The sequence below is a fragment of the Kitasatospora sp. NPDC001660 genome (genome assembly GCF_053596725.1).
In genome coordinates, this window is record NZ_JBSFGU010000006.1 from 265,933 (window position 1) to 291,233 (window position 25,301).

Below are 25,301 nucleotides of genomic sequence, written 5' to 3' on the forward strand. Positions count from 1 at the left end.
TCCGCCACCACTCGCCCGCCATCCGTCCACCACTCGCCCCGCCATCACCCCGCGAGGACCTCCACGACATGCGGCTCTACCTGCTCGCCCTCAACCCCACCGACTCGGTCACCGCCGGCTTCCTGCCCGCCGCCGCCCGGCTCGGGCTCGATGTGACCGTGCTCACCGACCGCGCCGAACCCCACCGGCAGGACTACGCCTCGCTGCCGTTCGCATCGCCCGAGGTGCTGGAGTGCGACGTCCGGGACTTCCGCGCCGTGGTCAGCCTGATCTCCCGCCACCACGCCCCGGACGCGGTGTTCAGCAACAGTGACCACCTGCAGACCCAGACCGCCCTGGCCGCCGAGTACTTCGGCCTGCCGGCCAAGGACTGGAAGGCCGCGCTGCGGGCCAAGGACAAGGGCCAGCTGCGCCGCCACCTCGCCCTCACCGGCCAGGACACCGTCTGGTCCGCCGAGTTGGCGCCCGGCCAGGACCCGGCCGAGCTGAACCCGCCGTTCCCGTGCGTGGTCAAGCCCCGCGAAGGCGTCGCCAGCGAGGACGTCACACTCGCCGCCGACGCCGCCGAACTCGCCCAGCGCTGCAAGGAGATCCAGCACCGCCGGGCCGGCGCCGCCCTCGTCGTCGAGGAGTTCCTCGACGGACAGCTCTGCACCCTGGAGACCCTCGGCGACGGCCGCCGCCGCCACGTCCTCGGCGGCTTCCGCACCCGACTCTCCCCACCCCCGGACTTCATCGAGGAGGTCCTGGAGTTCGTCCCCGCACACCCTGCGGACGTCGTCGACCAGGTTCTCCCCCAGCTCGATGCGCTCGGCGTCGGACTCGGCGCCTGCCACACCGAATTCGTCCTCCAGCCCGACGGCCGAGCACGGATCATCGAGGTCAACTACCGCGCCATAGGCGACCAGTGCGACCTGATGCTCGCCGAGATCCTCGGCATCCCGCTCTTCGAGTACATCCTCAGTGTCCACCTCGGCCGCGAACTCCCGGAAAATCTCCGCGAGTTGTGCGCGGCTACCCCGCGCCGCGCCCGCAACGAGGCCGTCTGCGCCGACCGCGCCGGCGCCCTCACCGCCGCCCCCGACCCGCACGACGAGGAGCGCGACGGTGTCCGGCTCGCCTACCGCCCGCTGCGCCCGCTCGGCGAGTGGCACGAGCACTACCGCACCAACCGCGACTACCTGGGCGTCATCTGGGCCATCGGTGAGGACCAGGGCGCCGTCGACGCCGCCGTCGCCCGCTTCCGCGCCGCCAACCGCTGGGAGATCACCCCGTGACCGCCGCCGAGCAGCTCACCCTGCGCCTGCTCTCCGCTCTCGTACGCGAGGACGTCCTCGGCCTGCGTACCCGTGGCACGATCGAGCACCGGCCGGACGGCCCCTGGCTCGTCCTCGCCGACGCCGCGCTCGCCGTGCCCGTCGCCCCCGAGGGCTTCCAGTCCGAGTACGCGGCCCGCCTCCCCCTCGTCGACCTCGCCGGACACCGACTCGCGGTCCTGGACGCCATCGTCGCGCACCTCGCCGAGCTGGCCGACCCAGCGGACCGGCCCGGCTGGGCCGCCCTCGCCGAGGAGTGCCGCCAGACCCTCGCCACCATGGAACTCCACGAGCGGGTCCGACCCGAGGTGCACGCCCGGCTCACCGACCTCTACGGCGCCGACCCGGCCGCCTGGAGCGGCCCCGCCGCCGCGCTCGGCCACGACACCCTGGCCGCCTACCTCGACCACCCGGTCTACCCGACCGCGCGCGGCCGGGCCGGTCTCGGCGAGGCCGAACTGCGCGCGTACGCCCCGGAGTTCCACCCTGCCTTCGAGCTGCGCTGGCTGGCCGTGCCGACCGAGGCCCTCACCGCCCACGGCGAGGAACCGCTCCCCAGCTGGTGGCCCACCCCGGCCTGGCTCGGCCTCGCAGAGACCTGCCCCGGCGACGGCTGGACCACCCTGCCCGTTCACCCGCTCACCGTCGGCGCCCCGCTCGACGAGGCGCTGGCGGCCACCGGCCTGACCGGGCGCGCAATGCTCGCCGACCGCACGTACCTGACAGTCGTGCCCACGCTCTCCATGCGCACCGTCGCCGTCGCCGACGACCCCGCGTGCCACCTCAAGCTCCCGCTCGCCACCGCCAGCCTGGGCCGGCTCAACCGCCGCACCATCAAGCCCGGCACGCTGGTCGACGGCGCCGCCGGACAGCGCCTGATCGAGACCGTCCTGGCCCGCGAACCGCGCTTCGCCGGACGAATCCTGCATGCCGACGAGCAGACCTTCGCCCACGCCGGGCACGAGCTGCTCGCCGTGCTGCTGCGCCGCTACCCGGCCGGGCTCGACCGGGCCGTCACCGTTCCGCTGGCCGCCCTGCTGGCGCCCGCACCCGGCGGCCGGCTCGTCATCGACCACCTCGCCGACCGGTTCCACGGCGGCGACCCGATCGCCCTCTACGACGACCTGCTGGAGCTGCTGCTCGACTGGCAGACCACGCTGTTCGGCTACGGGATCGCGCTGGAGTCGCACCAGCAGAACACCTCCCTGGTCCTCGACGGGAACGGCCTCCGGCTCCTCTACAAGGACGACGACGGCCCGCGCGTCCACACCGGCCGCCTGGCCGAGACACTCGGCGAACTCGCGCCACCGTCCGGCGAGTTCGCCGACGCGCGGATCTTCGGCGAGGACGACCGGGCGCTCACCGACCTGTTCACCACCATCACCGGCCACCTCTGCACCGCCTCCCTCGCCTTCGGCCTCGCCGACCACGGCCGGGCCGAACTCGCGGACACCCTGGCCCTGTTGCGCAAGCGCCTCGCCGAGGCCGTCGACCGCCTCGGACCGGTGGGCGAGCCGCTGCGCACGAGCCTGCTGGACGCCGAACGGCTGCCGGTCAAGGCCATGGTCACCGCCGGGACTCTGCTCAACAAGCGCCGATCGGGCGCCGCCGACATCAACAAGCACTACACGGTCGGCCCCAACTACCTTCTGGCGAAAGGTCTTCCGCAGTGACCGCGAACGTGGAGACGCTGCCGCGGCGGACCGCCGTCGAGGCCGACCGCTCCGGCGGGCTCGGCCGCCGCCAGGTGCACGCCGTCGCCGCCTGCTACTTCGTCGCCTCCTTCGCCGCGCTCGGCCTGCCGCCCTACCTGACCGCGATCCTGCCCACGCTGGGCGACCCGCAGGCCCGGTGGGCCGGCGTGCTCTACATCGTGCCGACGGTGTTCAGCGCGCTCGGCGCCCCCCTGTGGGGTCGGCTCGCCGACCGGTTCGGCCGCAAGCGGCTGCTGCTGCGCGCCCAACTGGGGCTCACCGTCTCGTTCCTGCTGGCCGGTGCGGCCGACAGCCTGCCCGCCTTCACCCTCGCGCTCGTCCTCCAGGGCTTCCTCGGCGGCACGTTCGCGGCCACCAACGGCTACCTCGCCTCCGCGCTCGACGGCCCCCGGCTCTCCCGGGCGCTCACCCTCATGCAGGGCAGCGCACGGGCCGCGCTCGTGGCCGCGCCGATCCTGGTCGGCGCGCTGTCCCCGTGGATGGACCCGCACCGCCAGTACCTGGTGATGGCCGTACTCCCGCTCGCCGCGGCCCTGTCGCTGTCGCTGCTGCCCGAACCCAGGCCCCGCCCGGCCGCCGATCTCGCCGAGGTCACCACCACCGCCTCGGCGAACGAACCCGAGCACGGCGCTCCGGCCTCCCTCCGGCCGCTCTACGCCTTCGAGTTCACCTTCGTCTTCGCCACCGTCATCTCCTTCCCCTACCTGATCACGCTGGCCCAGCAGCGCCTGCCCGGCGTCTCCGGCATCACCAGCGGCGTGCTCTTCGCCCTGCCGCACCTGTGCTACGTGGCGTTCGCGGCCCGCATCCACACCCTCTTCCACACCCGCCCGCACACCGGGATCGCCCTCGGCTTCGGCTGCGTCGCCCTCGGCCTCGCCGGGCACGCCGTCGCCCACTCCCTGCCGGTGTTCGTCGCGGTCCGGCTCCTGCTCGGCGCCGGCCTCACGCTCGGCCTGGTCAGCCTCGCCGTCCTCGCCGCCGGGGCCGCCAAGGGCCGCCCGCCCGGCCGGATGTTCGGCACCCTCGAACTCGTCTCCAAAGGCGGCGCCGTCGCCGCCGGCGCCGTCGCCGCGCTGGCCAACGACCGGTTCGGCGCCGCCGCGCCCGTGGTGGCCGGCACCGCCGCCGCCCTGCTCGCCGCCCTCGCGGCCACCGCACTCACCGTCCCGTCCGCCCGCCAGCGTTGGAATCGCCGATGACCCACGAACTGCCCACCCCCGACGACGCGGTGGCCCACACCCTCCTCAACTGCCTGCTGCGCGAGGTCTCCGCCCCCGAGCGCCAGACCGCCGTCACCGACAACCGCCTCCAGATCCGCCTGCCCCGCCGCGGCGTCCTCCTGCGGGCCGCCCTGCGCCGCACCTCGCTGCTCGGAGCGCACCGCTTCACCGGCCCCGTTGAGATCGAACGCTCCGGCGGCTGGAAGGAGCTGGGATGGCGCGAGCTCGCCGAACACGTCCAGGGAGAACTCGAACTGCGCACCGGCACGGTGAACGAGGAGTTCGCCGGCCAGGTCGCCTCCAGCCACGCGGGCGTGCGCGCGGGCCTGGAGGCGAGGCCGGCTCCCGGACGGGACCGCTACCTCGAGTCCGAGCAGGCCCTGCTGTTCGGCCACCGCTTCCACCCCGCGCCCAAGTCCCGTTCCGCCACCCGGGGCGACTGGCGCACCTACGCCCCGGAATCACGCGGCGCGTTCCGGCTGCGCCACCTGGCCGTCCGCGAGGACCTGCTGGCCGAGCAGTCGCTCGACGGCACCGCGACCGCACTGCTCGACGGGCTCGGCGAGGTGCCGGCCGGCTACCGCCTGCTGCCCGCCCACCCCTGGCAGTACCAACTCATCGGCGACCACCCCTCGTTGCGCGGCGCCCTGGCCCGCGGCGACGTGCTCGACCTCGGCCCGCGCGGCGAGGAGTTCGCCGCCACCGCCTCGGTGCGCACCCTCTACGGCGCGGACGCGTTCCTCAAGTTCAGCCTCAACGTCCGCATCACCAACTGCCTGCGCAAGAACGCCGCGTACGAGCTGACCGGCGCCGTCACCCTCAGCCGGCTGCTCGCCCCCGCGCTCGCCGACCTCGCCCGGCGGTTCCCCGACGCGGCGATGCTGCGCGAACCCGCCTACCGCACCCTGGCGTTGCCCGGCACCGACGGCCGCCCGGAGCTGCCGCTCTTCGAGGGCTTCGGACTCATCGTCCGCGAGGGCCTCGGCGGCGTGCTGCGGCCCGGCGTCACCCCGCTGCTCGCCGCGGCCGTCGCCGACGAGCACCCGACCAGCTCGGCGCACATCTCCCGCTTGCTGGACGACGGTTCGGACGGAAGTTCGGACAGCCGCGAGGCACTCCACTGGTGGCGCGGCTACCTGCGCCTGCTCGTCCCGCCGGTACTGGCCGCCTACTTCGACCACGGCGTCGTCCTCGAACCGCACCTGCAGAACGTGCTCATCGGAGTCGACGCCGCCGGCCACCCGGCGCAGGTGCTCTTCCGCGACCTGGAGGGCACCAAGCTCGTCCCCGAGCAGAACGCCGCCCTGCTCGCGGCCCTGCCGCCCGAGGTCGCCGGACCTATGACGTACGACGCCGAGCGCGGCTGGGACCGGGTCGTCTACTGCCTGCTGGTCAACCACGTCGCCGAACTGCTCGCCGCGATTGCCGACCGCCACCCGGAGCTGGAGAGCGCCCTCTGGCAGGCGGTCCGGGACACCCTGGAGGAGTACGCGGCCGCCCACGGCCGCCCGCCGCGCCTGCGCGCGCTGCTCGCCGGCGTCCCGCTGCCTGCCAAGGCCAACCTGCTCACCCGCTGGGAGCGCAAGGCCGACCGCGACGCCGGGTACGTTCGACTGCCCTCGCCGCTCGCCGGGTCCGTCCTCGCCGAAGCCGCCCGGATGCCCTTCACCGTCCCCGTCGGGAGCGCCCGATGACCGAGTCCGTCCGCCGGCACGTCGCCGAGCTCGCCCCCGACGAACTTCCCGCCTACGTCTACGACCTGGCCGCACTGCGCGACCACGCCGCCGCCGTGCGGGCCGCGCTGCCGGACCGGGTCGAGCTGTACTACGCCGCCAAGGCCAACCCGCAGACGCCGGTGCTGGCTGCTCTCCGCGAGGCCGTGGACGGCTACGAGGTTTCCAGCGGAGGCGAGTTGGCACACGTGCGGGCAGCCGTTCCCGGCGCTCCGCTCGCCTTCGGCGGGCCCGGCAAGACCCCCGCCGAGATCGCGGCCGCCGTCGACGCGGGTGTGCACCGGTGGCACGTCGAGAGCGAGCAGGAACTCCACCGGCTGGCCGCCGTCCTCGCGCAGCGGCCGGGAACAGTGGTCGACGTGCTGCTACGCGTCAACCTGCCGGTCGGGACGGGCACGTTGGACACCGTGGCACTCGCGATGGGCGGGTGTCCGACGCCGTTCGGACTCGACCCGGAACGCGCCGAGGAGTGCGCCCGTCTCCTCACCGGCGACGAACCGCTCGGGCGGCAGCTACGCCTGCGCGGGGTGCACGCCCACCTCGCCAGCGGTCTTGCGGCGGTGGAACAACTCGCGGTCGCGGAGCGGATCGTGGAGTGGTCGGCCGCACTGGCCGCCCGGCACGGCCTCCCGCTCGACGAGGTCAACGTCGGCGGCGGCATGGCCGTCGACTACGACGACCCGGCCGACCGCTTCGACTGGACGGCCTTCGGCGAAGGACTGACCGAGCTGCTCGACGCCCACCCCGGACTGACCCTGCGGATCGAGCCAGGCCGCGCGCTCACGGCTTACTGCGGCTGGTACGCGACCGAGGTGCTGGACGTGAAGCGCAGCCACGGCGAGGACTTCGCGGTCGTCCGCGGCGGCACCCACCACTTGCGCACCCCGGCCACCCGCGGCCACTCGCAGCCGTTCGAGGTCCTGGCGGTGGACGCGTGGCCGCACCCGTGGCGGCGACCCGCGGTGACCACCGGCCGGGCGACCCTGGCCGGCCAGCTCTGCACCCCGAAGGACATCCTCGCCCGCGCCGCCGAGGGCGCCGACGGCCTGCGGTCGGCGGACCGGGTGCTGTTCGCGATGGCGGGCGCCTACGCGTGGAACATCTCGCACCACGAGTTCCTGATGCACCCCCACCCAGGCTTCCACCACCTGGACGGCTGACGCACCGCCGGAAGGCCTTCCGGCCGGGCCGCCATGCCGGACGGCCGACGGCGAACAGACAACAGCTGACAGATAACAGATTTCGAAATCTGTTATCTGTCAGCTGTCACTTGTCACCCCCGCAGGTCACCCCCGCACGGCCGTGCGAAAGTGGTAGGCAGCGAAGGGAGCGCGGACGTGCTGATGGACAAGGTGGCGGAGATCCTCGCCGAGGCTTCGGCCGAGGCGGTGGAACCGCGCTTCCGGGCGCTGGCCGCCGGCGAGGTGCTGGAGAAGGCTCCCGGCGAGCTCGTGACGATCGCCGACCGCGAGGCCGAGGCGATCATCGAACGGCGGCTGCGCGAGCTCCTGCCCGTCCCCGTGGTCGGCGAGGAGGCCGTCGCCGCCGACCCCTCGCTCGCCCTCGCCCTGCACTCCGAGCCTGCCGTCTGGCTGGTGGACCCCGTCGACGGCACCTCCAACTTCGTCGCCGGCCGCCCCGACTACGCCGTCATGTGCTCCCTCGTCCGCACCGGCCAGACCGTCGCCTCCTGGATCTGGCAGCCCGCCACCGCCACCGCTTACCGCGCCGAACTGGGCGCCGGAGCCTGGCGCAACGACGCCCGCCTCACCCGCGCGCCGGCCCCGCGCGACCCCGACAAGCTGCGCGGCATCATGAAGAGCCGCTTCCTCGACCCCGACCACCGCCGCCGCCTCGAAGCCAACGCCGCCGTCTTCGGCGAGCTCTCCCCCGGCCGCAACGCCGCCGGCATCGAGTACCCGGACGTCGCCGACGGCCACACCGACTTCGTCTTCTACTGGCGCACCCTTCCCTGGGACCACGCCCCTGGCAGCCTGCTCCTCGCCGAGGCCGGCGGCGTCGCCGCCCGCATGGACGGCAGCCCCTACCGTCCCGAGGCCCCAGACTGCGAGGACGGCCTGCTGATCGCCGCCGATCCCGCGACCTGGGAGCTCGCCCGCGACGTCCTCATGGGCGGCTGACAGCCTGAACGACTCGCCGGACACCCGGTCACCACACCACCGGCAGCCGCTCCGGCAACCGCTTGATGAACCCCGACTGCCCGACCGACCGGCGAACCGGCCGACTGACCCTAGCCGGCCCGCTCCCCGGCGACCTTGCGTCCCGCCTTGACCACCTCGCGCAGCAGCGCGCCGACCTCTCCCGGCGTGGTGTGCGGATTGAGGAGCGTCAGCTTCAGCCGGACCCTCCCCGGCCCCTCCCCCGGCAGTTCGGTGCGCCCGACCACGGCCCGCCCGGTGCGCAGCAGCAACCGGCGCAGCTGCCCGTTGAGTTCGTCGATCGCGCCGCCGTCCGTGAGGCCGCTCGGCCGGTAGCGGAACAGGACCGTGGTGAGGACGGGCTCGCCGTGGAGTTCCAGGGACGGTTCGGCGCGGACGGCGTCGGCGGTGGTACGGGCGAGGTCGTGGCAGGCGTCGACGAGCCGGCCGAGTCCGTCCCGACCGAGGGTGCGCAGCGTGACAGCGATCTTGAAGGCGTCGGCGCGGCGGGTGGTGCGCAGCGAGCGGCCGAGCAGGCTGGGGTAGCCGGCGCGTTCGTCGTCGACGGGGTTGAGGTATTCGGCGCGGCAGGCCAGGGAGACGTAGGTCTCGGCGCGGCGGACCAGGAAGACGCCTGCGGCGGCGGGCTGCCAGCCGAGCTTGTGCCAGTCGAGGGAGACGGAGTCGGCGCGGGCGATGCCGTCGAGGAGCGGGGCGAGCCGGTCGGAGAGGAGGGCGCCGCCGCCGTACGCGGCGTCGACGTGCAGCCAGGAGCCGTAGCGCGCGGCGAGGTCGGCGGCGGTGTGCAGCGGGTCGATCGCCCCGGTGTCGGTGGTGCCGGCGGTGGCGACGACGGCGATCGGGGTGTGTCCGGCCCAGGCGGTCTCGGCCAGCGCGCGTTCCAACGCGTCGGGTGCCATGCGCAGTTGGCGGTCGACGGGGACGGCGACGACGGCCCGTTCGCCGAGGCCGAGCAGGGCGGCGGCGCGCTGGACGGAGAAGTGGGCGGCCTGGGAGGCGATGATGCGGGGGCTGGCGTCGGCCGGGATGCCGTCCAACTCGACGATGCCGTCGAGGCGTTGGTCGCGGGCCAGCATGAGGCCCATCAGGTTGGACTCGGTGCCGCCGGAGGTGAGGACGCCGGCCGCGCGGGCGGGGTCGTAGCCGACGAGAGCGGCGAGTTCGGCGAGGACCGCGGTTTCGAGGGCGGTGGCGGCGGGGGCCTGGTCCCAGGAGTCTTGGGAGGGGTTGAGGGCGCTGACGGCGAGGTCGGCGGCGGCCGCGACGGCGAGCGGCGGGCAGTGCAGGTGGGCGGCGCAGGCCGGGTCGGCGGGATCGGCGGCGCCGTAGGCGAGGAGTTCGGTGAGGCGGGCGAGGGCGCCGCGGCCGTGGGCGCCGGCGAGGCCGTCGGCGACGAGGGCGGTGAGCTCGGCGGGGCTGCCGGCGGGCAGCGGCCCGGCGCGCAGGCCGGTGCCGGCGTCGAGGGCGTCGAGCACGGTGGCGAGCAGCGGGCCGAGCGCGCCCGGCCCGCCGGCGCCGCCCGCGAGGACGTCCAACGGGGCTGCGGCACCGGGGAGTTCATGATCGGCCCCGTGGTCGTCCGACTGATCGATCGAGTGGCCGGTCAAGTGACTGGTCAAGTGGCCTGTCGAGCGGCCGCCCTCGTGGTCGCGCTGGTGCGCGGACCGGCACTCGGGCCCGTACACACTCTCGTCCCCGGGCTCGTGCTCGTGCCCGTGCTCGCACCCGGAGCCGGCCCCCGCGCCGCCGGTCATCTGCCCTCCCGCACGGTCGCAGCGCCCGCGGCAGCGCCGTCGCGGCCCGCGGCGGCGGCCGCCGCGATCGCGTCGGCGAGCCGGTCGAACACGGCGACGGCCTGCTCGTCCGTGATGGTGAGTGGCGGGAGGAGCCGCAGGACGGCGTCGTGGCGCCCGCCGAGTTCGACGATCAGGCCGCGCGCCAGGCAGGCCTCGCGGACCCGGACGGCGAGCGCCGGGTCGGCCGGGCGCGCGCCGCAGGCGTCGGGTTCGGCCGTGGGGTCGACGAGTTCGAGGCCGAGCATCAGGCCGCGCCCGCGGACGTCCCCGATGACGGGCAGCCCGGCGGCGAGGTCGCGCAGCCGGGCCGCCATACGCTCGCCGACGGCGGCGGCGCGCTCGACGAGGCCGTGGGCGGCGACGTACCGGAGGGTGGCGGCACCGGCGGCCATGGCGAGGGTGTTGCCGCGGAAGGTGCCGGTGTGGGCGCCGGGCCGCCAGCCGTCGTAGTCCTCACGGTAGACGACGACGGCGAGCGGAAGGCTGCCGCCGATGGCCTTGGAGAGCACCATGGCATCCGGGAGGATGCCGCTGTGCTCGACGGCCCACATCCGGCCGGTGCGGCCGACACCGGTCTGCACCTCGTCGACGATCAACGGGATGCCACGCTCGGCGGTGATGCGGCGCATCGCGCCCAGCCAGCCGTCGGGGGCGGGCACGACGCCGCCCTCGCCCTGGACGGCCTCCAGGACCATCGCGGCGGGGGTCGTGACGCCGCCGGACGGGTCGTCCAGCAGCCGTTCGACGTAGGTGGCGGAGAGGTCGGCGCCCGCGGAGCCGCCGACGCCGAAGGGGCAGCGGTAGGCGTAGGGGTAGGGCAGCCGGACAACCTCGCCGCCGCTCGGCAGGGGTTCCTTGACGGCCGTGTTGCCGGTGAGGGCGAGGGCGCCGGCGGTCATGCCGTGGTAGGCGCCGGTGAAGGCGAGGGCGCCGGAGCGGCCGGTGGCGGTCTGCATCAGCTTGAGCGCGGCCTCGACGGCGTCCGTCCCGGCCGGGCCGCAGAAGTGCACCCGGGCACGGGCCGCGAACTCCGGGGGCAGGCTCTCGAACAGGGCGGTGGTGAAGTCGTCCTTCTCGGCGGTGGCGAGGTCGAGCAGGTGCAGCGGCGCGCCGCTGTCGAGGGTGCGGCGGATCGCCTCCAGCACCACCGGGTGGTTGTGTCCGAGGGCGAGTGTCCCGGCGCCGGAGAGGCAGTCGAGGTAGCGCCGCCCGTCCGCACCCTCGACGGTCATGCCGTTCGCCCGGACGGGGACGATCGGGAACGAGCGGGCGTACGTCCGGGCGGAGGACTCGCGGACGCGCTGGCGGCGCAGCACGGCCTCGCCGGGCGCCTGGGCGGGAATGGCGGCGAGCGACAAGACGAACCCCCCACAAAGAAGCTAGGTAAGCCTAACCTTATTACCTTTGACCTGGCCGGACGTTCCGGGGCGCCCGGAGTCACCCGACCGGGTGAACCGCCCCCACCTCCCCAACGAGCGCGCGGGCAGGAGGTCACGGCCGCGCGGCAGATCCTCTTCCCGGGGCTTCACGCACGACACCCTCCGAGAGGTTCACGCACGAACACCTTCCCGAGGCTTCACGCGCGGCGCCCGGCCGGTCCGTCCCCCGCCTTCCAGCGGTAGCAGAGCTCCGGCCGCCCGACGCTCCCGTACTGCGGCTCGCGCACCGCGAGCCCGGTGTCGACGAGGTGTTCGAGGTACCTGCGCGCGGTGATCCGCGAGACCCCGGCGGCGGCGGCCGCGGCGGCGGCCGACAGCCCGGACTCGGCCTCGCGCAGGACGCCCGCGACCGTGTCCAGGGTCGGCGCGCTGAGGCCCTTGGGGAGGGCGGTGCGCTCGGGCGTGCGGAGCAGGGCGAGCGCCTGGTCGACCTCGTCCTGACCGGTCGCCTCGCCGGTGCGGCCGAGGCTGTCGCGGTAGCGGGCGTAGCGTTCGAGGCGGTCGTGCAGGGCGGCGGCGGTGAACGGTTTCAGCAGGTACTGGACGACCCCCGCCGAGACCGCCTGCCGCACCATGGCGAGGTCGCGGGCCGAGGTCACCGCGATGATGTCGGTGGTGTGGCCGGCGGCGCGCAGCGCGCGGCAGAGCTGGAGGCCGTGGCCGTCCGGCAGGTAGAGGTCGAGCAGGGTGAGGCCGACGGGCGTCCCGGCGGCGCGGGCGCGTTCCAGGAAGCGCAGCGCGTCGGCGCAGCTGTGGACCGTGCCGGCGGCGCGGAAGCCGGGCTCGCGCTCGACGTAGAGGCTGTGCGCGGCGGCGGCGACGGGGTCGTCCTCGACGATCAGCACCGGGATACCGGAAGCCGCGGCGGGGGCAGCGGAGGCGTCCGGCGGCCCGAAGCCCGTGGTCACGAGACCGCTCCCGTTCTCTGCGGGGATGCGGCCGTCTGCGGGGACGTGCTCCCCGCCCTCCCGGTGAGCGGCAGCCGGACGGTCAGCACCGCGCCGCGATCGCGGCCGACCTCGACCGTGCCGCCGTTGCGCCGCACGGCCTGGGCGACGAGCGCCAGCCCGAGGCCGCGGCCCCGGCCGTCCTGCTTGGTGCTCCAGCCGCGCCGGAACACGTCCTCGACGGCTGCCGGGGCGATGCCCGCCCCGGTATCGGCGACGCGCAGCACCAGGTACTCGTCCGCTTCGTCGATCCGCGCCGTCACGGTGACCTCCGGCGGAACGGGGCTCTCGGCGGCCCCGGCGATCGCGGCGTCCACGGCGTTGTCGATCAGATTGCCGAGCACGGTGATGAGGTCGCGGGCGCAGAGGCCGGGCGGCAGGACGCCGTCGTCGATGCGGCTGTCCTCGGTGAGGGTCAACTCCACTCCCCGCTCGGACGCTTGGGCGGCCTTGCCGAGCAGCAGCGCGGCCAGGACCGGTTCGCTGACGGCGGCGACGACCCGGTCGGTGAGCTGCTGGGCGAGCGCGAGTTCGGCGGTCGCGAACTCCACCGCCTGTTCGTGGCGCCCGAGTTCGATGAGCGAGACGACGGCGTGCAGCCGGTTGGCAGCCTCGTGCGCCTGCGCGCCGAGCGCCTCGGTGAAGCTGCGCACTGAGTCCAACTCGCCGCTGAGCGACTGCAGTTCGGTGTGGTCGCGAAGGGTGACGACGCGACCGAGACCGGTGCCGATGGTGGAGGTGTTGAGCACCACGACCCGCTCGGCGGTCAGGTGGACCTCGTCGCGGACCGGCTCCTCACCGAGCACGGACGCGACGAGCGCCTTCGGCAGACCGAGCCCGGTGACCGGCCGGCCGTCCACCGCCCCCGCCAGACCGAGGAGTTCGCGGGCGGCGTCGTTGCACAGCACCACCCGGTGCGACCGGTCGAGCAGGACCAGGCCCTCGCGCACCGAGTGCAGGGTCGCCTGGTGGTACTCGTAGAGGTGGCTGAGCTCGGCCGGCCCCATGCCGTGGGTGTGCCTGCGCAGACGGGAGTTGGCCAGGTACGTGCCGGCCCCGCCGACCGCGAGTGCGGCCACCGCGACCCCGACCAGGGCCAGCAGCGGGCCGGTCAGCTGCTTCGAGATGCTCTCCAGCGTGATGCCCGCGCTCACCAGAGCGATCACCCGGTGCCGGTCGTCCAGGACTGGCGTGACCACGCGCACTGACGGGCCGAGCGTGCCGGTGTACGTCTCGCTGCGGGTCTGCCCGGCGAGGGCCCAGTCGATGTGCCCGAGGAAGCGCTTGCCGATCTGCTCCGGCAGGGGGTGGGTCCAGCGCACGCCGTCGGTGTTCATGACGGTGATGAACGAGACCCCGGTGTCCACGCGGACCTGCTCGGCGTACGGCTGGAGGACGGCGGTCGGGTCGGGCCCGGTGACGGCGACGCGGACGGTCGGGGAGTCGGCGACCGCGCGGGCGACGGCGGTCACCTCGCGGCGGGCCGCCTCCTCGGTGCGGTCGGCGGTGAAGAGGTACGCGAGCACGGCGCCGCCCGCCACCACGGCGGCCACGATGACGACCTGGACGGCGAACAGCTGCCCGGCCAGGCTGCGGACCAGTCGGCGCGGGTCGGGGAGCAACCGGCGCGGCGCGGTGGCGGTGGGGGTGCGCACGGACATGCCTGCCAGTGTGCACCACACTCGCGTGCGCCCCCAGGGGTCCGCCCACCCCCGCCGCGCGTGAACCGACCGTGAACTCTATGAACGCAAACGTGACCTCCGTCACTCCCGGGCCCGATAGTCGGAGCGGCCCACCACCCGGGGCCGCCAGGACTGCAGGGCGAAGGAGCCGCAGATGTCGATCGCTGGAGCCGCACAGCCGACGGGGGGCAGACGCGAGGAGGAGCCGGACGGGCACCGCGCACCGGAGGGGGCCGTGCAGCCTCCCGCCGTGCAGCCCCCCACCGCGAAGCGGGACCGCACCCACTTCCTCTACCTCGCCGTCATCGCCGCCGTGATCGCCGGCGTGGTGGTCGGCCTGGCCGCCCCCGGTTTCGCGGTCGAGCTGAAGCCGGTCGGGACGGGCTTCGTCAACCTCATCAAGATGATGATCAGCCCGGTCATCTTCTGCACCATCGTGCTCGGCATCGGCTCGGTCACCAAGGCCGCCAAGGTCGGCAGGGTCGGCGGGCTGGCCATCGGCTATTTCCTCGCCATGTCAACGGTCGCGCTCGCGATCGGCCTCGCGGTCGGCAACCTGCTGGAGCCCGGCGACGGCCTGCACCTGACCGCCGCGCTGGCCAAGTCCGGCCACGCGCAGGCCGCGGCGGGCGGCGCCCAGTCCACCTCCGACTTCCTGCTCGGGATGATCCCGAACACGCTGCTCTCGGCCCTCACCGAGGGCAAGGTGCTGCAGACGCTGCTGGTCGCACTGCTCGTCGGCTTCGCCCTGCAGGCGATGGGACCGGCCGGGGCCCCGGTGCTGCGCGGCGTCGAGCACGTGCAGCGGCTGGTGTTCCGGGTCATGGCGATGGTCATGTGGGTCGCGCCGGTCGGCGCCTTCGGTGCCATGGCGGGCGTGGTCGGGGCGACCGGCACGGCGGCGCTCAAGAGCCTCGCCGTCATCATGATCGGCTTCTACCTCACCTGCGCCCTGTTCGTGGTGGTCGTGCTGGGCGCGCTGCTGCGGCTGGTCACCGGGGTCAACGTGTTCGCGCTGCTGCGCTACCTCGGCCGCGAGTTCCTGCTGATCCTCTCCACGTCCTCGTCCGAGAGCGCGTTGCCTCGCCTGATCGCCAAGATGGAGCACCTGGGCGTCAGCCGCCCGGTCGTCGGCATCACCGTGCCGACCGGCTACAGCTTCAACCTCGACGGCACCGCGATCTACCTCACCATGGCGTCGATCTTCATCTCCGAGGCGATGGACAAGCCGATGTCGATCGGCGAGCAGCTGTCGCTGCTGGTCTTCATGGTGATCGCCAGCAAGGGCGCGGCCGGGGTCACCGGCGCCGGGCTCGCCACCCTGGCCGGCGGGCTGCAGTCGCACAAGCCCGCACTGGTGGACGGGGTCGGGCTGATCGTCGGCATCGACCGGTTCATGTCGGAGGCCCGGGCGCTGACCAACTTCGCGGGCAACGCCGTCGCCACCGTCCTGATCGGACGCTGGACGGGCGAGTTCGACGCGGAGCGGGCACGCCGGGTACTCGCGGGCGAGCTGCCGTTCGACGAGCGGACACTCATCGACACGCACGATGGGCAGGGCGGGCAGGGCGCGGCACCGGCGGCCGCGAGCCCGGTGCCGGTGTCGACGCCCGAGCACATCCCCGCGGCGGCCGCCTGACACCCCCTCCCCGACTCTCCCCGTCCGGCGCCGCGCGACCAACCCCCGGAACGGCGCCGGGTCGGAGGACGCCGCCGAGGGCTGACCGGCGGCAAACGACAGCCGACAGATGACAGATTTCAAAATCTGTCATCTGTCGGTTGTTATCTGTTCGCCGCCCGTTGTCAGCCGTCACCCGCCCGCCCCGTCGACCCGCGCTGACCCGCGTCGCCCCGTCCGCGCACCGTCCGCCCCGCCGTCACAACTCCTCGGACCCGCTGATCGCCCACGCGAGCCCGCACGCCGGATCCTCCAGGGCCACGTGCAGGTGCCGCAGCCCGTCCGCCGGCTCGCACCACGTGAAGCACCGCATCCGGGCGACCAGCGCATTCACCTCGCTTCGGTCCGGGCCGTCCACCCCCGCCATCGAGCCGAGCGCCCGCCACAGCGCGAGCCGCCCGTGTGCCGCACCGCGCGCCGGGTCGACCGCCCCCGCCTGCACCAGCGCCGGCACGGCGAGCGCGAACGGCAGGTACCCGCCGGTCACCAGCGCACTGCGGGCCAGGTGGGCGGCCGCCTGCGGCGCCTGGCCGCGCACGCACGCCACCTCCGCCCAGTCCACCAACTCGGCGAGCACCCGGGTGGCCCGCTGCCCGCGCAGCCGCCGCCCGGGGTCGGGAAGCGCCACCGGCCCGAGGTCCTCCCGGCTCACGGGCAGCGTCAGCAGCGCGCTGCGCGCACCCCCACCGGGCAGGTAGTCGCGGACCCGCACCCCCTCATTCCATCCCGCCGCCTCCCACGACTCCAGGACCAGCGGCACGCCCTCCGGATCCGGCTCGGCGCCGTAGGACAGGTCCTCCCCGATCAGCACCCGCGTGTGCGCGACCAGTCGGCGCACAGCCGCCGGGACCAGCAGCGGCGCCAGCCGCAGCCACGAGTGCCGGGTCGCCAGCACCTCCCACAGCGGCCCGGCGTCGTGGTCGGCCACCCCGGCGGCGCCCGGGCCGCCGTCCTGCTCAAACAGCCGCACGGCCACCTCCGGCGGCGCCGCGTACGCGATCAGGTGGCCGAGCGGCGCCGCCTCCGCCGCCCCGAAAAGCTCGCCGCAGCGCTCCATCGCCTCCGCCCGGGCCCGCCGGTAGGCGGCCAGCAGTTCGAGCCAGCGACCCTCGCCGGCCAGGGCGCGCAGGCGGCGGTCCTCGTACGTGATCACGATTTTCAGCGTACGGGCCGGGAGGTCACATCAGTTGACTTGCCGTCAGTCCGGTGCGTCGGCCCCGTCCGCACGCCCCCGCGCCCGCCTCCACCGCCGGCCCTGCGCCCACCACCGCCGACGCCACCGCCGACGCCACCACCGCCAGCGCCATGACCACGCTCGCCCGCCGCCGCACGTTCGCGCTCCACGACGGTGCGCAGGCGGACGTGGGCGCGGCGCCGGGTGACCGCCAGCGTGCTGCGGTGCAGGCCCAGGAGCTCTGCGGCCTCGTCGACGCTGTAGCCGTCGAGGTCCACCAGGACCACCACCCTGGCCTGCTTGGCGGTCAGGCAGCCCAGCAGCCGGGCCACCTCCCACCGCGCCTGGAGCTCGGCCATCCCGCCACCGAACGGATCGGCCACCGCCCGCTCGCGCTCCCGCTCCACCGGCTCGGGCAGGGCCACCCGACGCCGCTCCCGCCGCCACTGGTCGCGCAGGATGTTCGCCATCGTCGTGAACACGTAGGCGTACGGCTGCGGATGGCCGAGGAACCGCTCCGGGCGCCGGGCGATCCGCAGGTACGCGTCGTGCACGATGTCACCCGCCGCGAACGGGCTCCCAGTGAGCGAAGCGGCCGCCCGATGGAGCCTCGGCAGCATTTCCGTGAACACCCGGTTGAAGTCGGTCGGTTCGCCACCCGGATCGCGCCCGCCGGTACATCGATCGGTCAATTCCGCCATGCCGTTCTCCCCGGAAATCGGCACTCCGAACCCCCAGTTGAGGCCGCCCCAACCAGGCGCACGCATGTGACTCGGCTCACATCATAGTTCGTCGTCTCACTGTACGCGCCCAATCGTGTGCACTGCGTCATCGTCCGCACGGGGATCGGAAATTCGGCACAGAACGCCGGCTCCCACCGGCGCCCGCCGGCTCCGGACGGCCGGGACGCTCCGCCCGATGAGAATCGTTGAGCGAGGAGAACCACCATGTCGGGTTGCATCGCCAGGAAGATCGCCACGTTCGGGGTCGCGGCCGCCGCCGCCCTCGGCATCCTCGGAACGACCGCCCTGCCCGCCGCCGCCGCGCCCGCGGCCGACCAGACCATCACGGCCGGCCCGAACGCCCCCACCAGCGCCATCACCGCCTCCTACCACTGCGTCATCACGGCGGACTACGGCTGGCGCTGGGTGGGCAAGTGCAACATCTACTCCGGCGAGCTGCGCACCATCACCTACTGCGCCAACGGCACGTACACCGTCGGCCTGTGGATCGGCGCGCGGCCGGCGGCGTGGGACGTGTGGGGCAACTGCCCGGGCTCGTCCTGGACCCGCATCGTGTTCCAGACCCGGGGTTGAACCCCCGAGCGCGAGCGTGACCGTGGGTGCCGCCCGCCGGGGCGGCACCCCGCCCGCGCACGGGTCCCGTCAGGCCGCCTGGTCGTGTTTGCCCGGGTCGACGGGCGCGGGCTCGGCGGCCACCGGGAACTCCTCGATGGCGAGCTCGCCCGCCGAACGGCGGCCGGCCCGGTCCTGGGCGGGCGGGGAGAGCGCGACGAAGGCCGAGGCGAGGAAGAGGAAGGAGCCGAGGCCGACGGCGAGCGGGAAGATGAACTCCATCGGGCTCACGCCGTCCAGGCCGGTCCGGGTGGGCTCGGGGTGGATGTGGACGGCGGCCATGCCGGTGTAGTGCATGCAGCTCACGGCGAGGCCCATGACCAGCGAGGCCGCGGCTGCCGCGTAGCCGTTGCGGATCGTGACGGCGGCCCAGAGCGCGGCGGTGGCGGCGCCGACCGCGATCAGGACGGACAGCGCGACCGTCCCGGAGTCGTAGCGCAGGCCCGCGCGCATCCGCAGGGCGGCCATGCCGAGGTAGTGCATCGCGGCGACGCCGAGTCCGGTGGTCAGGCCACCGGCCAGCAGGGCGGGGCCGCGCGGCCCGCGGTGACCGACGACGGCCAGGCCGAGGCCGGTGACCAGCACCGCGACCAGCAGGCTGAGTACGGCCAGCGGGGCGTCGTAGCGCAGCTCGGTGCCGTCGACGGTGAAGCCGAGCATGGCGACGAAGTGCATCACCCAGACGCCCGAGCCGATCGCGGCGGCGGCCGTGAGCAGCCAGTTCCGGCGGGTGGCACCGGTCGCGGCGAGGCCGCGCAGGGTGCAGCGCAGCCCAAGCGCGGCGCCCGTGCAGGCCAGGATGTACGAGAGCGTGGGCGTCAGCCAGCCGGAGCCGAGGTGGATGACGCTTCTCATGGGACCTCCGGTCGACCTGTCCCCGTCATATGCCAGACGCTCGTGCGATTCCGGTCCGGGACGCGTGGGACGCTATCGAGGGGTCGGAACCGACCACCGGAAGATCTGTAAAAGCTGCCCACAGGGCGGAAGCAGTGTGCTCGAATGGGGCGGTCGTACACCCTGGGGCGGTTGGACCGGGCGGGCTGGGCGCGCCCGCAAGCGACGAACAGGCTTCAGCGAACAGATAACAGATGTTGAAATCTGTCATCTGCTTGCTGAAACCTGTCACCTGTCACCCCCGCCCGTCAGCGCGGCGTCACCCGGATCCGCATCGGGCTCGCCGCGCGCAGTGTGATCCCCTGGGTGAGCGCCACCCGGTGGTCGACCACCTCCACGTCGAAGTCCCGCAGCAGTGTGCCCAGCGCCAGCACCGCCTCCAGCATCGAGAAGTGCTGCCCGATGCACGCCCGCGGACCGCCCCCGAACGGGAACCACGCGTACCGGTGCCGCCCCTTCTCCCGCTCGGGCAGGAAACGGTCGGGGTCGAAGCGGTCCGGCTCGTCCCAGTGGTCGGGGTGGCGGTGGGTGACCCACGGCACGACGAGCACCTGCGAGCCGCCCGGCAGGACGTGCCCACCGATGACCGCCTCCCGCACCGAGCGCCGCCCGATCAACGACGCCGCCGGGTAGAGGCGCATCGCCTCCTTCAACACCCGCGTGATGTACGGAAGTTCCTCAAGGTCCGCGGCCGTCGGCGCACGACCGCCGAGCACCGTCTCCGCCTCCTCCTGCGCGAGGCGGCGCTGCTCCGGATGCCCGGCGAGCAGGTGCAGCGCGAAGGCGAGCGACGTCGCCGTGGTCTCGTGCCCGGCGAGCAGGAACACCAGGACCTGGTCCCGGAGTTCGTCCCGGCCGAGCTGCGCCCCGTCCTCACCGCGCGCCCGCTCCAGCAGCGTCAGCAGGTCGGCCGCGCCGGGGTCAGTGGCGCGCAGGGCCCGCTCGGCGATGATCCGGTCGCAGACCGCGTACAGGTCGCGCTGCGCCCCGGCACCCCGCCGGTTGCCCGGGGTCGGCCAGTGGCGCGGCAGGCAGATCGGGGCGACGCCCCGGCCCTGGACGTACGCGCCGAGCACCGGGAAACTGCGGTGCACGACCGCCACCGCCTCCTCCACGTCGGCGCCGAACAGGATCCGCGACACCGTGCGCAGCGCGAACCGTGACATCTCGTCCGCCGCGTCCACGACGCCGTCCGGCACAGCGCGCCAGCGCGCCGTGAGCGCCCGCGTCTCCAGCGCGATCGCGTCCGCGTAGCCGTCCACCCGGCGGCGGGTGAACAGCGGCTGGATCAGCCGGCGCTGGCGCTGGTAGTCGCCGTCCTGGCTGGTCAGCAGGCCGTTGCCGACGCTGGTCCGCAGCTCGTCGTAGAAGGAGTTCTCCTTGCGGAAGTTGGCGGCCTCGCCGCCGAGCACCTGCTGGGCGCCCTCGGGGGAGAACACCGCATAGAGGTCCGCGCCCAGGCCGATCGGCCCCACGTGGAAGCGGACCAGGTCGCCGTAGTCACGCCGGGCCGCGCGCAGGGTGCGCAGCGGGCGGCGGTCGATGTCGAATCCGGAGCCCATGAAGGGCAGGCCGGGCGGCCCGGGTATCGAGCGGGTGGCGGCGACAGGGACGGGGACAGCGGCGATCGTCATCGGGTCTCCTTCTCCACGGCGCCACCAACCTAACTGACGGATAATCAGTGGTGGAAGGGGGCGCCGGGAGAGCGGACGTCGCACCGCACGCACCCGCCTCTGCCCGCGTCGGCCGGAGCTCCTACTCGTACTCGGTGCCGCCCTTGCGGGTCAGGTAGGCGTCGCCGACCACCTTGGCGATCGCCCGTCCGCCGAGCACCGGGCTCCAGCGCTCGGCCACCGGCCGGATCACCACGCCCTCGCGCATGTGCAGCTCGCGCCCGGAGACCGTCTCCTTGCCCTGGGCCAGTTCCAGCACGGTGGCGGGGTCGAACGGTCCGCGCCACAGCTCGGGCACCAGCGGCAGTTCGCCGTCGAGCAGTTCGGCCGCGGGCAGCCAGCGCAACTGCCCGCCCACCACGGCGGACACGTCGAACGCGGCGTAGCCGGGCAGTTCGGTCCGGGCGCAGGCGCCGTACGTCAGGTCCTGGACGCCGGTGCCGAAGACCTCGCCGAAGATGCCGATCCGCTCGGCGCCGAGCCGTTCGGCCAGCCGGGCCGCCACGGCCGGTATGCCGTGGGCGCGCACGGCGCGCCAGTAGAGGTTCCGCTCGTCCTCGGCCAGGGCGAGCCCCTGCGCGCCGATGCCCTTGGAGGACACGTGCACCTCGCCGGTGGCGGCGGTGTAGGTGACGAGGCAGCAGCTGCCGTGCAGCTTCTCGGTCAGCACGACCGGCTCGCCGGGCTCGAAGACGTCCGGGTAGCGCTTGAGGTTCTCGATGTCCACCCAGGGCAGGAGGTCGGGCGCGCTGACGACGTCGCCGTTCATCGACGTGGGGATCGGCGGCTGCCACTTGGCGATCCCGAGGGCCTCGGCGAAGTCCTCGCCGTGCTCCGCGGCGGCGGCCAGGTCGGTGCCGGCCAGCGCGGCGGGGCGGCAGACGATGCCCTGGGAGAGCTCGCCGCGCAGCCGGACGGCCTTCACGCGGTCCGCCCGACTGCCGGCCAGCTTGCCGGTCAGGCCCAGCTCAGCGATCAACTCCTCGGGCAGCACGGACTGTTCGGGAATGTAGACGGCGTAGTCGCCGGTCCGGTACACGCCCTTCGCGACAACCGCCCGGTAGAGGCCGACCTGCGCGAGCTCGAGGGCATCGGCATTCGGGTGTTCCAGGACGACAAGCTTCTCGGCGGTGACGCGCAGTGTGGACATGGACGGACTCCTCCCCGTGGTTCTCGGTGCTCCCGGCCGGTCGGCCGAGCACGGACCGCCACCACTCTGGCGGCTCGGACCGCCGGGCGCGACGCAATTTCAGCACGCCCCGGCCCGCACCCGTCCCGCGACCGCACCACCCCGCACCACGCCGCGCGCCAGGACCACCCCCGCGCACCGCAGGATCACCGTCCGTGCACGTTTGAGCCTTCCCACAGTCGGGCAAACGCCCTCGCTGCGGCCCGCCTGTGCAATGCGACAGACGATTTTCCGCTCGCATCTGCGGCACTATGATCACCGTAACGGCCGCACCTGCGGCCTCGTCTCCGCGCCCCTTCCGGCGCGCGCCGAGGAAGGGAAGCACCGATGAGCTCCCGCACGACCAACCCCCGCAGACTCGCCGTCGCCGCCGCAGCGGCCCTCGCCCTCAGCCTCGGGGTCACCGCGTGCGGCAGCGACGGCGGCAAGTCCTCCGCGGGCGCGCCGGCCCCCGCAGCCTCGACGGCGGCCGACGGCACGGCGAGCGCGGCCGCCGTCCCGAAGGCCACCGGCGACATCACCGTCTTCGCCGCCGCCTCGCTCAAGGAGACCTTCACCGAGCTCGGCAAGAAGTTCGAGGCCGCGAACCCGGGCGCCAAGGTCAAGTTCAACTTCGGCGGCAGCTCCAACCTCGCCACCAGCATCAACTCCGGTGCCCCGGCCGACGTGTTCGCCGCCGCGAGCCCCGCCACCATGAAGACCGTCACGGACGCGGGCGGCGCGAGCGGCCAGCCGACGGCCTTCGTCAAGAACACGCTCGCCATCGCCGTACCCAAAGGCAACCCCAAGCACATCACCGGCCTGAAGGACCTCACCGCCTCCGGCGTGAAGGTCGCGCTGTGCGCCAAGGAGGTGCCCTGCGGCGCCGCCGCCCTGACGGCGCTCCAGGCCGCCGGCCTCAACCTCACGCCGGTCACCCTCGAACAGGACGTCAAGGGCGCACTCACCAAGGTCGAGCTCGGCGAGGTCGACGCCTCCCTCGTCTACCAGACCGACGTGAAGGCCGACGCCGGGAAGATCGACGGCGTGGACTTCCCCGAGGCCGCCAAGGCCGTGAACGACTACCCGGTCGCCGCGCTGGTCAAGGCCCCGAACAAGGACGGCGCCGCCGCGTTCGTCGCGTACGTCCAGTCGCCCGAGGCCAAGCAGGTGCTGACCGCGGCGGGCTTCCAGGCACCGTGAGCGATCGCGCCACCGGCACCGGGACGGGCGCCGGCCACGGGGACGCCCCCGTCGCCGGTGGCCCCGGGGACCCGGGCAATCCCGGCGGCCCCGGGAACCCGGGCCCTTCTGCCGCGCCCGACGCCCCGAAGGCGCTGCCGCGCCGCAGGCGGCACACGCCACGCATTCCGGTCACGCTGCTGCTCCCTGCACTGCTCGGGCTGGCGTTCCTGATCCTCCCGCTCGTCGGCCTGCTGGTCCGCGCCCCCTGGAGCACCCTCACCGAGCAGTTGACCAGCACCGCCGTCTGGGACGCCCTGCGGCTGTCCCTCGTCTGCGCCACGCTGGCCACAGCGGTGTCGCTGCTGCTCGGTGTCCCGCTGGCCTGGCTGCTCGCCCGCACCGAGCTGCCCGCCCGGAGGGTGATCCGGGCCCTCGTCACACTGCCACTGGTGCTGCCGCCGGTGGTCGGCGGTGTGGCGCTGCTGCTGGTCCTCGGTCGGCGCGGGATCGTCGGCTCGTGGCTGGACTCGGCGTTCGGCATCACCCTGCCGTTCACCACCACCGGCGTGGTGATCGCCGAGGCGTTCGTCGCGATGCCGTTCCTGGTGATCAGCGTCGAGGGCGCGCTGCGGGCCGCCGACGCCCGGTACGAGGAGGCCGCCGCGACCCTGGGCGCGTCCCGGCTGACGGCCTTCCGGCGCGTCACCCTGCCGCTGATCGCGCCGGGCATCGCCGCCGGGGCCGTGCTCGCGTGGGCCCGGGCGCTCGGCGAGTTCGGCGCGACGATCACGTTCGCGGGCAATTTCCCGGGGAAGACCCAGACCATGCCGCTGGCCGTCTACCTCGCCATGGAGTCCGACCCGCAGGCGGCGATCGCGCTGTCCCTGGTGCTGCTGGCCGTCTCGGTCGCCGTCCTGGTGGGCCTGCGCGACCGGTGGATGTCCACCACCCCGTGACCCGCTCCCCGCACCTGCCCCGTACCCCCGCCTCCGTTTCCGTCTCCGCCCCATGGACCCTGCCCGGATGAACCCAGCACCCGCGAACCCCGCATTCGTGAACCCAGCGCCCGCCCTCGACGCCCGGCTCCGGGTGGAACGAGCCGCGTTCACGCTCGACCTGGCGCTCACCGCCGCGCCCGGCGAGGTGATCGCCCTGCTCGGCCCGAACGGCTCCGGCAAGTCCACCGCCCTGCGCGCCCTCGCCGGGCTGCTCCCGCTCACCGGCGGCCACCTGCGCCTGGACGGCACGACGCTCGCGGACCCCGGGCGCCACGTGCACACCCCCGCCGAGGAACGCCCGGTCGGCGTGGTGTTCCAGGACTACCTGCTCTTCCCGCACCTCAGCGCGCTCGACAACGTCGCTTTCGGCCCGCGCTGCCAGGGCCGCCCCAAGCGCGCGGCCCGCGCCGAGGCTGCCGCCTGGCTGGAGCGGATGGGCCTCGCGGACCACGCCGCGTCCCGCCCGGGCGGCCTCTCCGGCGGACAGGCGCAGCGTGTGGCCCTCGCCCGGGCGCTGGCGGTCCGCCCGCGACTGCTCCTGCTGGACGAGCCCCTCGCCGCCCTGGACGCCCGCACCCGCCTCGACGTGCGCTCCCAACTCCGGCGTCACCTGGCCGAGTTCGAGGCGGTCGCGGTGCTGGTGACGCACGACCCGCTGGACGCCATGGTGCTGGCCGACCGGCTGGTGGTGATCGAGGGCGGCCGGGAGGTGCAGTCCGGCACCCCGGCGGAGATCGCCCGGCGGCCGCGCACGGACTACATCGCCCGTCTGGTCGGCCTGAACCTGTACCAGGGGCGGGCGGACGGCCGGCGGGTCGAGCTGGCGGACGGCACGGTGCTGGCCACCACCGAGGAGCTGTCCGGCCCGGCGTTCGTCGCCTTCCCGCCGTCCGCGGTGACGCTGCACCGGGAGCGGCCCGACTCCAGTGCGCGCAACGTGTGGGAGGCCAAGGTCGTCGGCCTGGACCTGCACGGCGACCAGGTCCGCGCCGACCTGGCCGGGGAGCTGCCGATGGCGGCGGACCTCACCCCGGCCGCGGTCGCGGAGCTCGACCTGGCGCCCGGCACGACGGTGTGGGCGTCGGTCAAGGCCGCCCAGACACACGCCTACCCGGCCTGAAGACCAACGCCTCCCCCAGCCCCCC

General features: G+C 74.1%; 20 protein-coding genes. 11 read left to right on the plus strand and 9 right to left on the minus strand.

What is annotated here, in order from left to right; genetic code table 11:
* Nucleotides 1-68 precede the first annotated feature (68 nt).
* The 6 genes from ACWCXH_RS09730 (at nt 69) to ACWCXH_RS09755 (ending at nt 8,128) form a co-directional block, all read left to right on the plus strand.
* Nucleotides 69-1,277 (plus strand): ATP-grasp domain-containing protein, encoded by a 1,209-nt coding sequence (locus ACWCXH_RS09730; protein ID WP_449800821.1) that lies wholly within the window; start codon nt 69-71, stop codon nt 1,275-1,277.
* On the plus strand, nt 1,274-2,989 hold the full coding sequence (locus ACWCXH_RS09735; protein WP_449800822.1) for an IucA/IucC family protein: 1,716 nt from the start codon (nt 1,274-1,276) through the stop codon (nt 2,987-2,989). The genes ACWCXH_RS09730 and ACWCXH_RS09735 overlap by 4 nt, the downstream gene beginning before the upstream one ends.
* Complete coding sequence (locus ACWCXH_RS09740; protein WP_449800823.1) at nt 2,986-4,233, plus strand: MFS transporter; 1,248 nt, start codon at nt 2,986-2,988, stop codon at nt 4,231-4,233. Before ACWCXH_RS09735 ends, ACWCXH_RS09740 begins: the two co-directional genes overlap by 4 nt.
* Entirely contained in the window at nt 4,230-5,948 is a 1,719-nt protein-coding gene (locus ACWCXH_RS09745) for an IucA/IucC family protein (RefSeq protein WP_449800824.1), read from the plus strand. The genes ACWCXH_RS09740 and ACWCXH_RS09745 overlap by 4 nt, the downstream gene beginning before the upstream one ends.
* On the plus strand, nt 5,945-7,147 hold the full coding sequence (locus ACWCXH_RS09750) for a type III PLP-dependent enzyme (RefSeq protein WP_449800825.1): 1,203 nt from the start codon (nt 5,945-5,947) through the stop codon (nt 7,145-7,147). The genes ACWCXH_RS09745 and ACWCXH_RS09750 overlap by 4 nt, the downstream gene beginning before the upstream one ends.
* Nucleotides 7,148-7,330: 183 nt before the next feature.
* Nucleotides 7,331-8,128 carry an inositol monophosphatase family protein gene (locus ACWCXH_RS09755; protein WP_449800893.1) on the plus strand — a complete coding sequence of 266 codons (798 nt, stop codon included), beginning with the start codon at nt 7,331-7,333 and terminating at the stop codon, nt 8,126-8,128.
* A gap of 110 nt (nt 8,129-8,238) precedes the next feature.
* Here the strand turns inward: ACWCXH_RS09755 and ACWCXH_RS09760 are convergent, their stop codons facing one another.
* From ACWCXH_RS09760 to ACWCXH_RS09775, 4 genes are all read right to left on the minus strand, one after another.
* The gene (locus ACWCXH_RS09760) at nt 8,239-9,702 is read right to left on the minus strand and encodes a pyridoxal phosphate-dependent decarboxylase family protein (RefSeq protein WP_449800894.1); all 1,464 of its coding nucleotides are present in this window, start codon (nt 9,700-9,702) and stop codon (nt 8,239-8,241) included.
* A gap of 215 nt (nt 9,703-9,917) precedes the next feature.
* Complete coding sequence (locus tag ACWCXH_RS09765; protein ID WP_449800826.1) at nt 9,918-11,321, minus strand: diaminobutyrate--2-oxoglutarate transaminase family protein; 1,404 nt, start codon at nt 11,319-11,321, stop codon at nt 9,918-9,920.
* 218 nt (nt 11,322-11,539) lie between these two features.
* The gene (locus tag ACWCXH_RS09770) at nt 11,540-12,310 is read right to left on the minus strand and encodes a response regulator (RefSeq protein WP_449800827.1); all 771 of its coding nucleotides are present in this window, start codon (nt 12,308-12,310) and stop codon (nt 11,540-11,542) included.
* Nucleotides 12,307-14,010, minus strand: a complete 1,704-nt coding sequence (locus ACWCXH_RS09775; protein WP_449800828.1) for a sensor histidine kinase — start codon at nt 14,008-14,010, stop codon at nt 12,307-12,309. Before ACWCXH_RS09775 ends, ACWCXH_RS09770 begins: the two co-directional genes overlap by 4 nt.
* Before the next feature lie 175 nt (nt 14,011-14,185).
* Here ACWCXH_RS09775 and ACWCXH_RS09780 point away from each other — a divergent pair, with 175 nt between their 5' ends.
* A complete protein-coding gene (locus tag ACWCXH_RS09780; protein WP_449800829.1) occupies nt 14,186-15,670 on the plus strand; it encodes a cation:dicarboxylate symporter family transporter in 1,485 nt (494 codons plus the stop codon).
* 238 nt (nt 15,671-15,908) lie between these two features.
* On the opposite strand, the gene ACWCXH_RS09785 is transcribed toward ACWCXH_RS09780, so the two are convergent.
* Both ACWCXH_RS09785 and ACWCXH_RS09790 read right to left on the minus strand, forming a co-directional pair.
* Nucleotides 15,909-16,862, minus strand: a complete 954-nt coding sequence (locus ACWCXH_RS09785; RefSeq protein WP_449800830.1) for a hypothetical protein — start codon at nt 16,860-16,862, stop codon at nt 15,909-15,911.
* 5 nt (nt 16,863-16,867) lie between these two features.
* The gene (locus ACWCXH_RS09790) at nt 16,868-17,584 is read right to left on the minus strand and encodes an RNA polymerase sigma factor (RefSeq protein ID WP_449800831.1); all 717 of its coding nucleotides are present in this window, start codon (nt 17,582-17,584) and stop codon (nt 16,868-16,870) included.
* A 246-nt stretch (nt 17,585-17,830) separates the two neighbouring features.
* On the opposite strand from ACWCXH_RS09790, the gene ACWCXH_RS09795 reads away from it, so the two are divergent.
* Nucleotides 17,831-18,199 (plus strand): hypothetical protein, encoded by a 369-nt coding sequence (locus ACWCXH_RS09795; RefSeq protein WP_449800832.1) that lies wholly within the window; start codon nt 17,831-17,833, stop codon nt 18,197-18,199.
* Nucleotides 18,200-18,268: 69 nt separating this feature from the next.
* On the opposite strand, the gene ACWCXH_RS09800 is transcribed toward ACWCXH_RS09795, so the two are convergent.
* The 3 genes from ACWCXH_RS09800 to ACWCXH_RS09810 all read right to left on the minus strand — a co-directional run bounded on the left by ACWCXH_RS09800 (nt 18,269) and on the right by ACWCXH_RS09810 (nt 21,955).
* A complete protein-coding gene (locus ACWCXH_RS09800; RefSeq protein WP_449800833.1) occupies nt 18,269-19,093 on the minus strand; it encodes an MHYT domain-containing protein in 825 nt (274 codons plus the stop codon).
* A 287-nt stretch (nt 19,094-19,380) separates the two neighbouring features.
* A complete protein-coding gene (locus ACWCXH_RS09805; protein ID WP_449800834.1) occupies nt 19,381-20,766 on the minus strand; it encodes a cytochrome P450 in 1,386 nt (461 codons plus the stop codon).
* A gap of 121 nt (nt 20,767-20,887) precedes the next feature.
* Nucleotides 20,888-21,955: an RNA ligase (ATP) gene (locus tag ACWCXH_RS09810; protein WP_449800835.1), complete on the minus strand. Its 1,068-nt coding sequence runs from the start codon at nt 21,953-21,955 to the stop codon at nt 20,888-20,890.
* A gap of 366 nt (nt 21,956-22,321) precedes the next feature.
* On the opposite strand from ACWCXH_RS09810, the gene modA reads away from it, so the two are divergent.
* The 3 genes from modA to ACWCXH_RS09825 all read left to right on the plus strand — a co-directional run bounded on the left by modA (nt 22,322) and on the right by ACWCXH_RS09825 (nt 25,276).
* A complete protein-coding gene (modA, locus tag ACWCXH_RS09815) occupies nt 22,322-23,176 on the plus strand; it encodes a molybdate ABC transporter substrate-binding protein (protein WP_449800836.1) in 855 nt (284 codons plus the stop codon).
* Between the two features lie 134 nt (nt 23,177-23,310).
* Nucleotides 23,311-24,114 (plus strand): ABC transporter permease, encoded by an 804-nt coding sequence (locus ACWCXH_RS09820; protein ID WP_449800895.1) that lies wholly within the window; start codon nt 23,311-23,313, stop codon nt 24,112-24,114.
* Nucleotides 24,115-24,181: 67 nt separating this feature from the next.
* The gene (locus tag ACWCXH_RS09825; protein WP_449800837.1) at nt 24,182-25,276 is read left to right on the plus strand and encodes an ABC transporter ATP-binding protein; all 1,095 of its coding nucleotides are present in this window, start codon (nt 24,182-24,184) and stop codon (nt 25,274-25,276) included.
* Nucleotides 25,277-25,301: the final 25 nt, after the last annotated feature.

Coding starts and splice junctions, on each gene's coding strand:
- ACWCXH_RS09745 (WP_449800824.1), top strand. CDS start 4,230: ATGACCCACGAACTGCCCACCCCCGACGACGCGGTGGCCCACACCCTC.
- ACWCXH_RS09775 (WP_449800828.1), bottom strand. CDS start 14,010: ATGTCCGTGCGCACCCCCACCGCCACCGCGCCGCGCCGGTTGCTCCCC.
- ACWCXH_RS09800 (WP_449800833.1), bottom strand. CDS start 19,093: ATGAGAAGCGTCATCCACCTCGGCTCCGGCTGGCTGACGCCCACGCTC.
- ACWCXH_RS09810 (WP_449800835.1), bottom strand. CDS start 21,955: ATGTCCACACTGCGCGTCACCGCCGAGAAGCTTGTCGTCCTGGAACAC.
- ACWCXH_RS09790 (WP_449800831.1), bottom strand. CDS start 17,584: ATGGCGGAATTGACCGATCGATGTACCGGCGGGCGCGATCCGGGTGGC.
- ACWCXH_RS09805 (WP_449800834.1), bottom strand. CDS start 20,766: ATGACGATCGCCGCTGTCCCCGTCCCTGTCGCCGCCACCCGCTCGATA.
- ACWCXH_RS09755 (WP_449800893.1), top strand. CDS start 7,331: ATGGACAAGGTGGCGGAGATCCTCGCCGAGGCTTCGGCCGAGGCGGTG.
- ACWCXH_RS09825 (WP_449800837.1), top strand. CDS start 24,182: ATGAACCCAGCACCCGCGAACCCCGCATTCGTGAACCCAGCGCCCGCC.
- ACWCXH_RS09750 (WP_449800825.1), top strand. CDS start 5,945: ATGACCGAGTCCGTCCGCCGGCACGTCGCCGAGCTCGCCCCCGACGAA.
- modA (WP_449800836.1), top strand. CDS start 22,322: ATGAGCTCCCGCACGACCAACCCCCGCAGACTCGCCGTCGCCGCCGCA.
- ACWCXH_RS09795 (WP_449800832.1), top strand. CDS start 17,831: ATGTCGGGTTGCATCGCCAGGAAGATCGCCACGTTCGGGGTCGCGGCC.
- ACWCXH_RS09780 (WP_449800829.1), top strand. CDS start 14,186: ATGTCGATCGCTGGAGCCGCACAGCCGACGGGGGGCAGACGCGAGGAG.
- ACWCXH_RS09730 (WP_449800821.1), top strand. CDS start 69: ATGCGGCTCTACCTGCTCGCCCTCAACCCCACCGACTCGGTCACCGCC.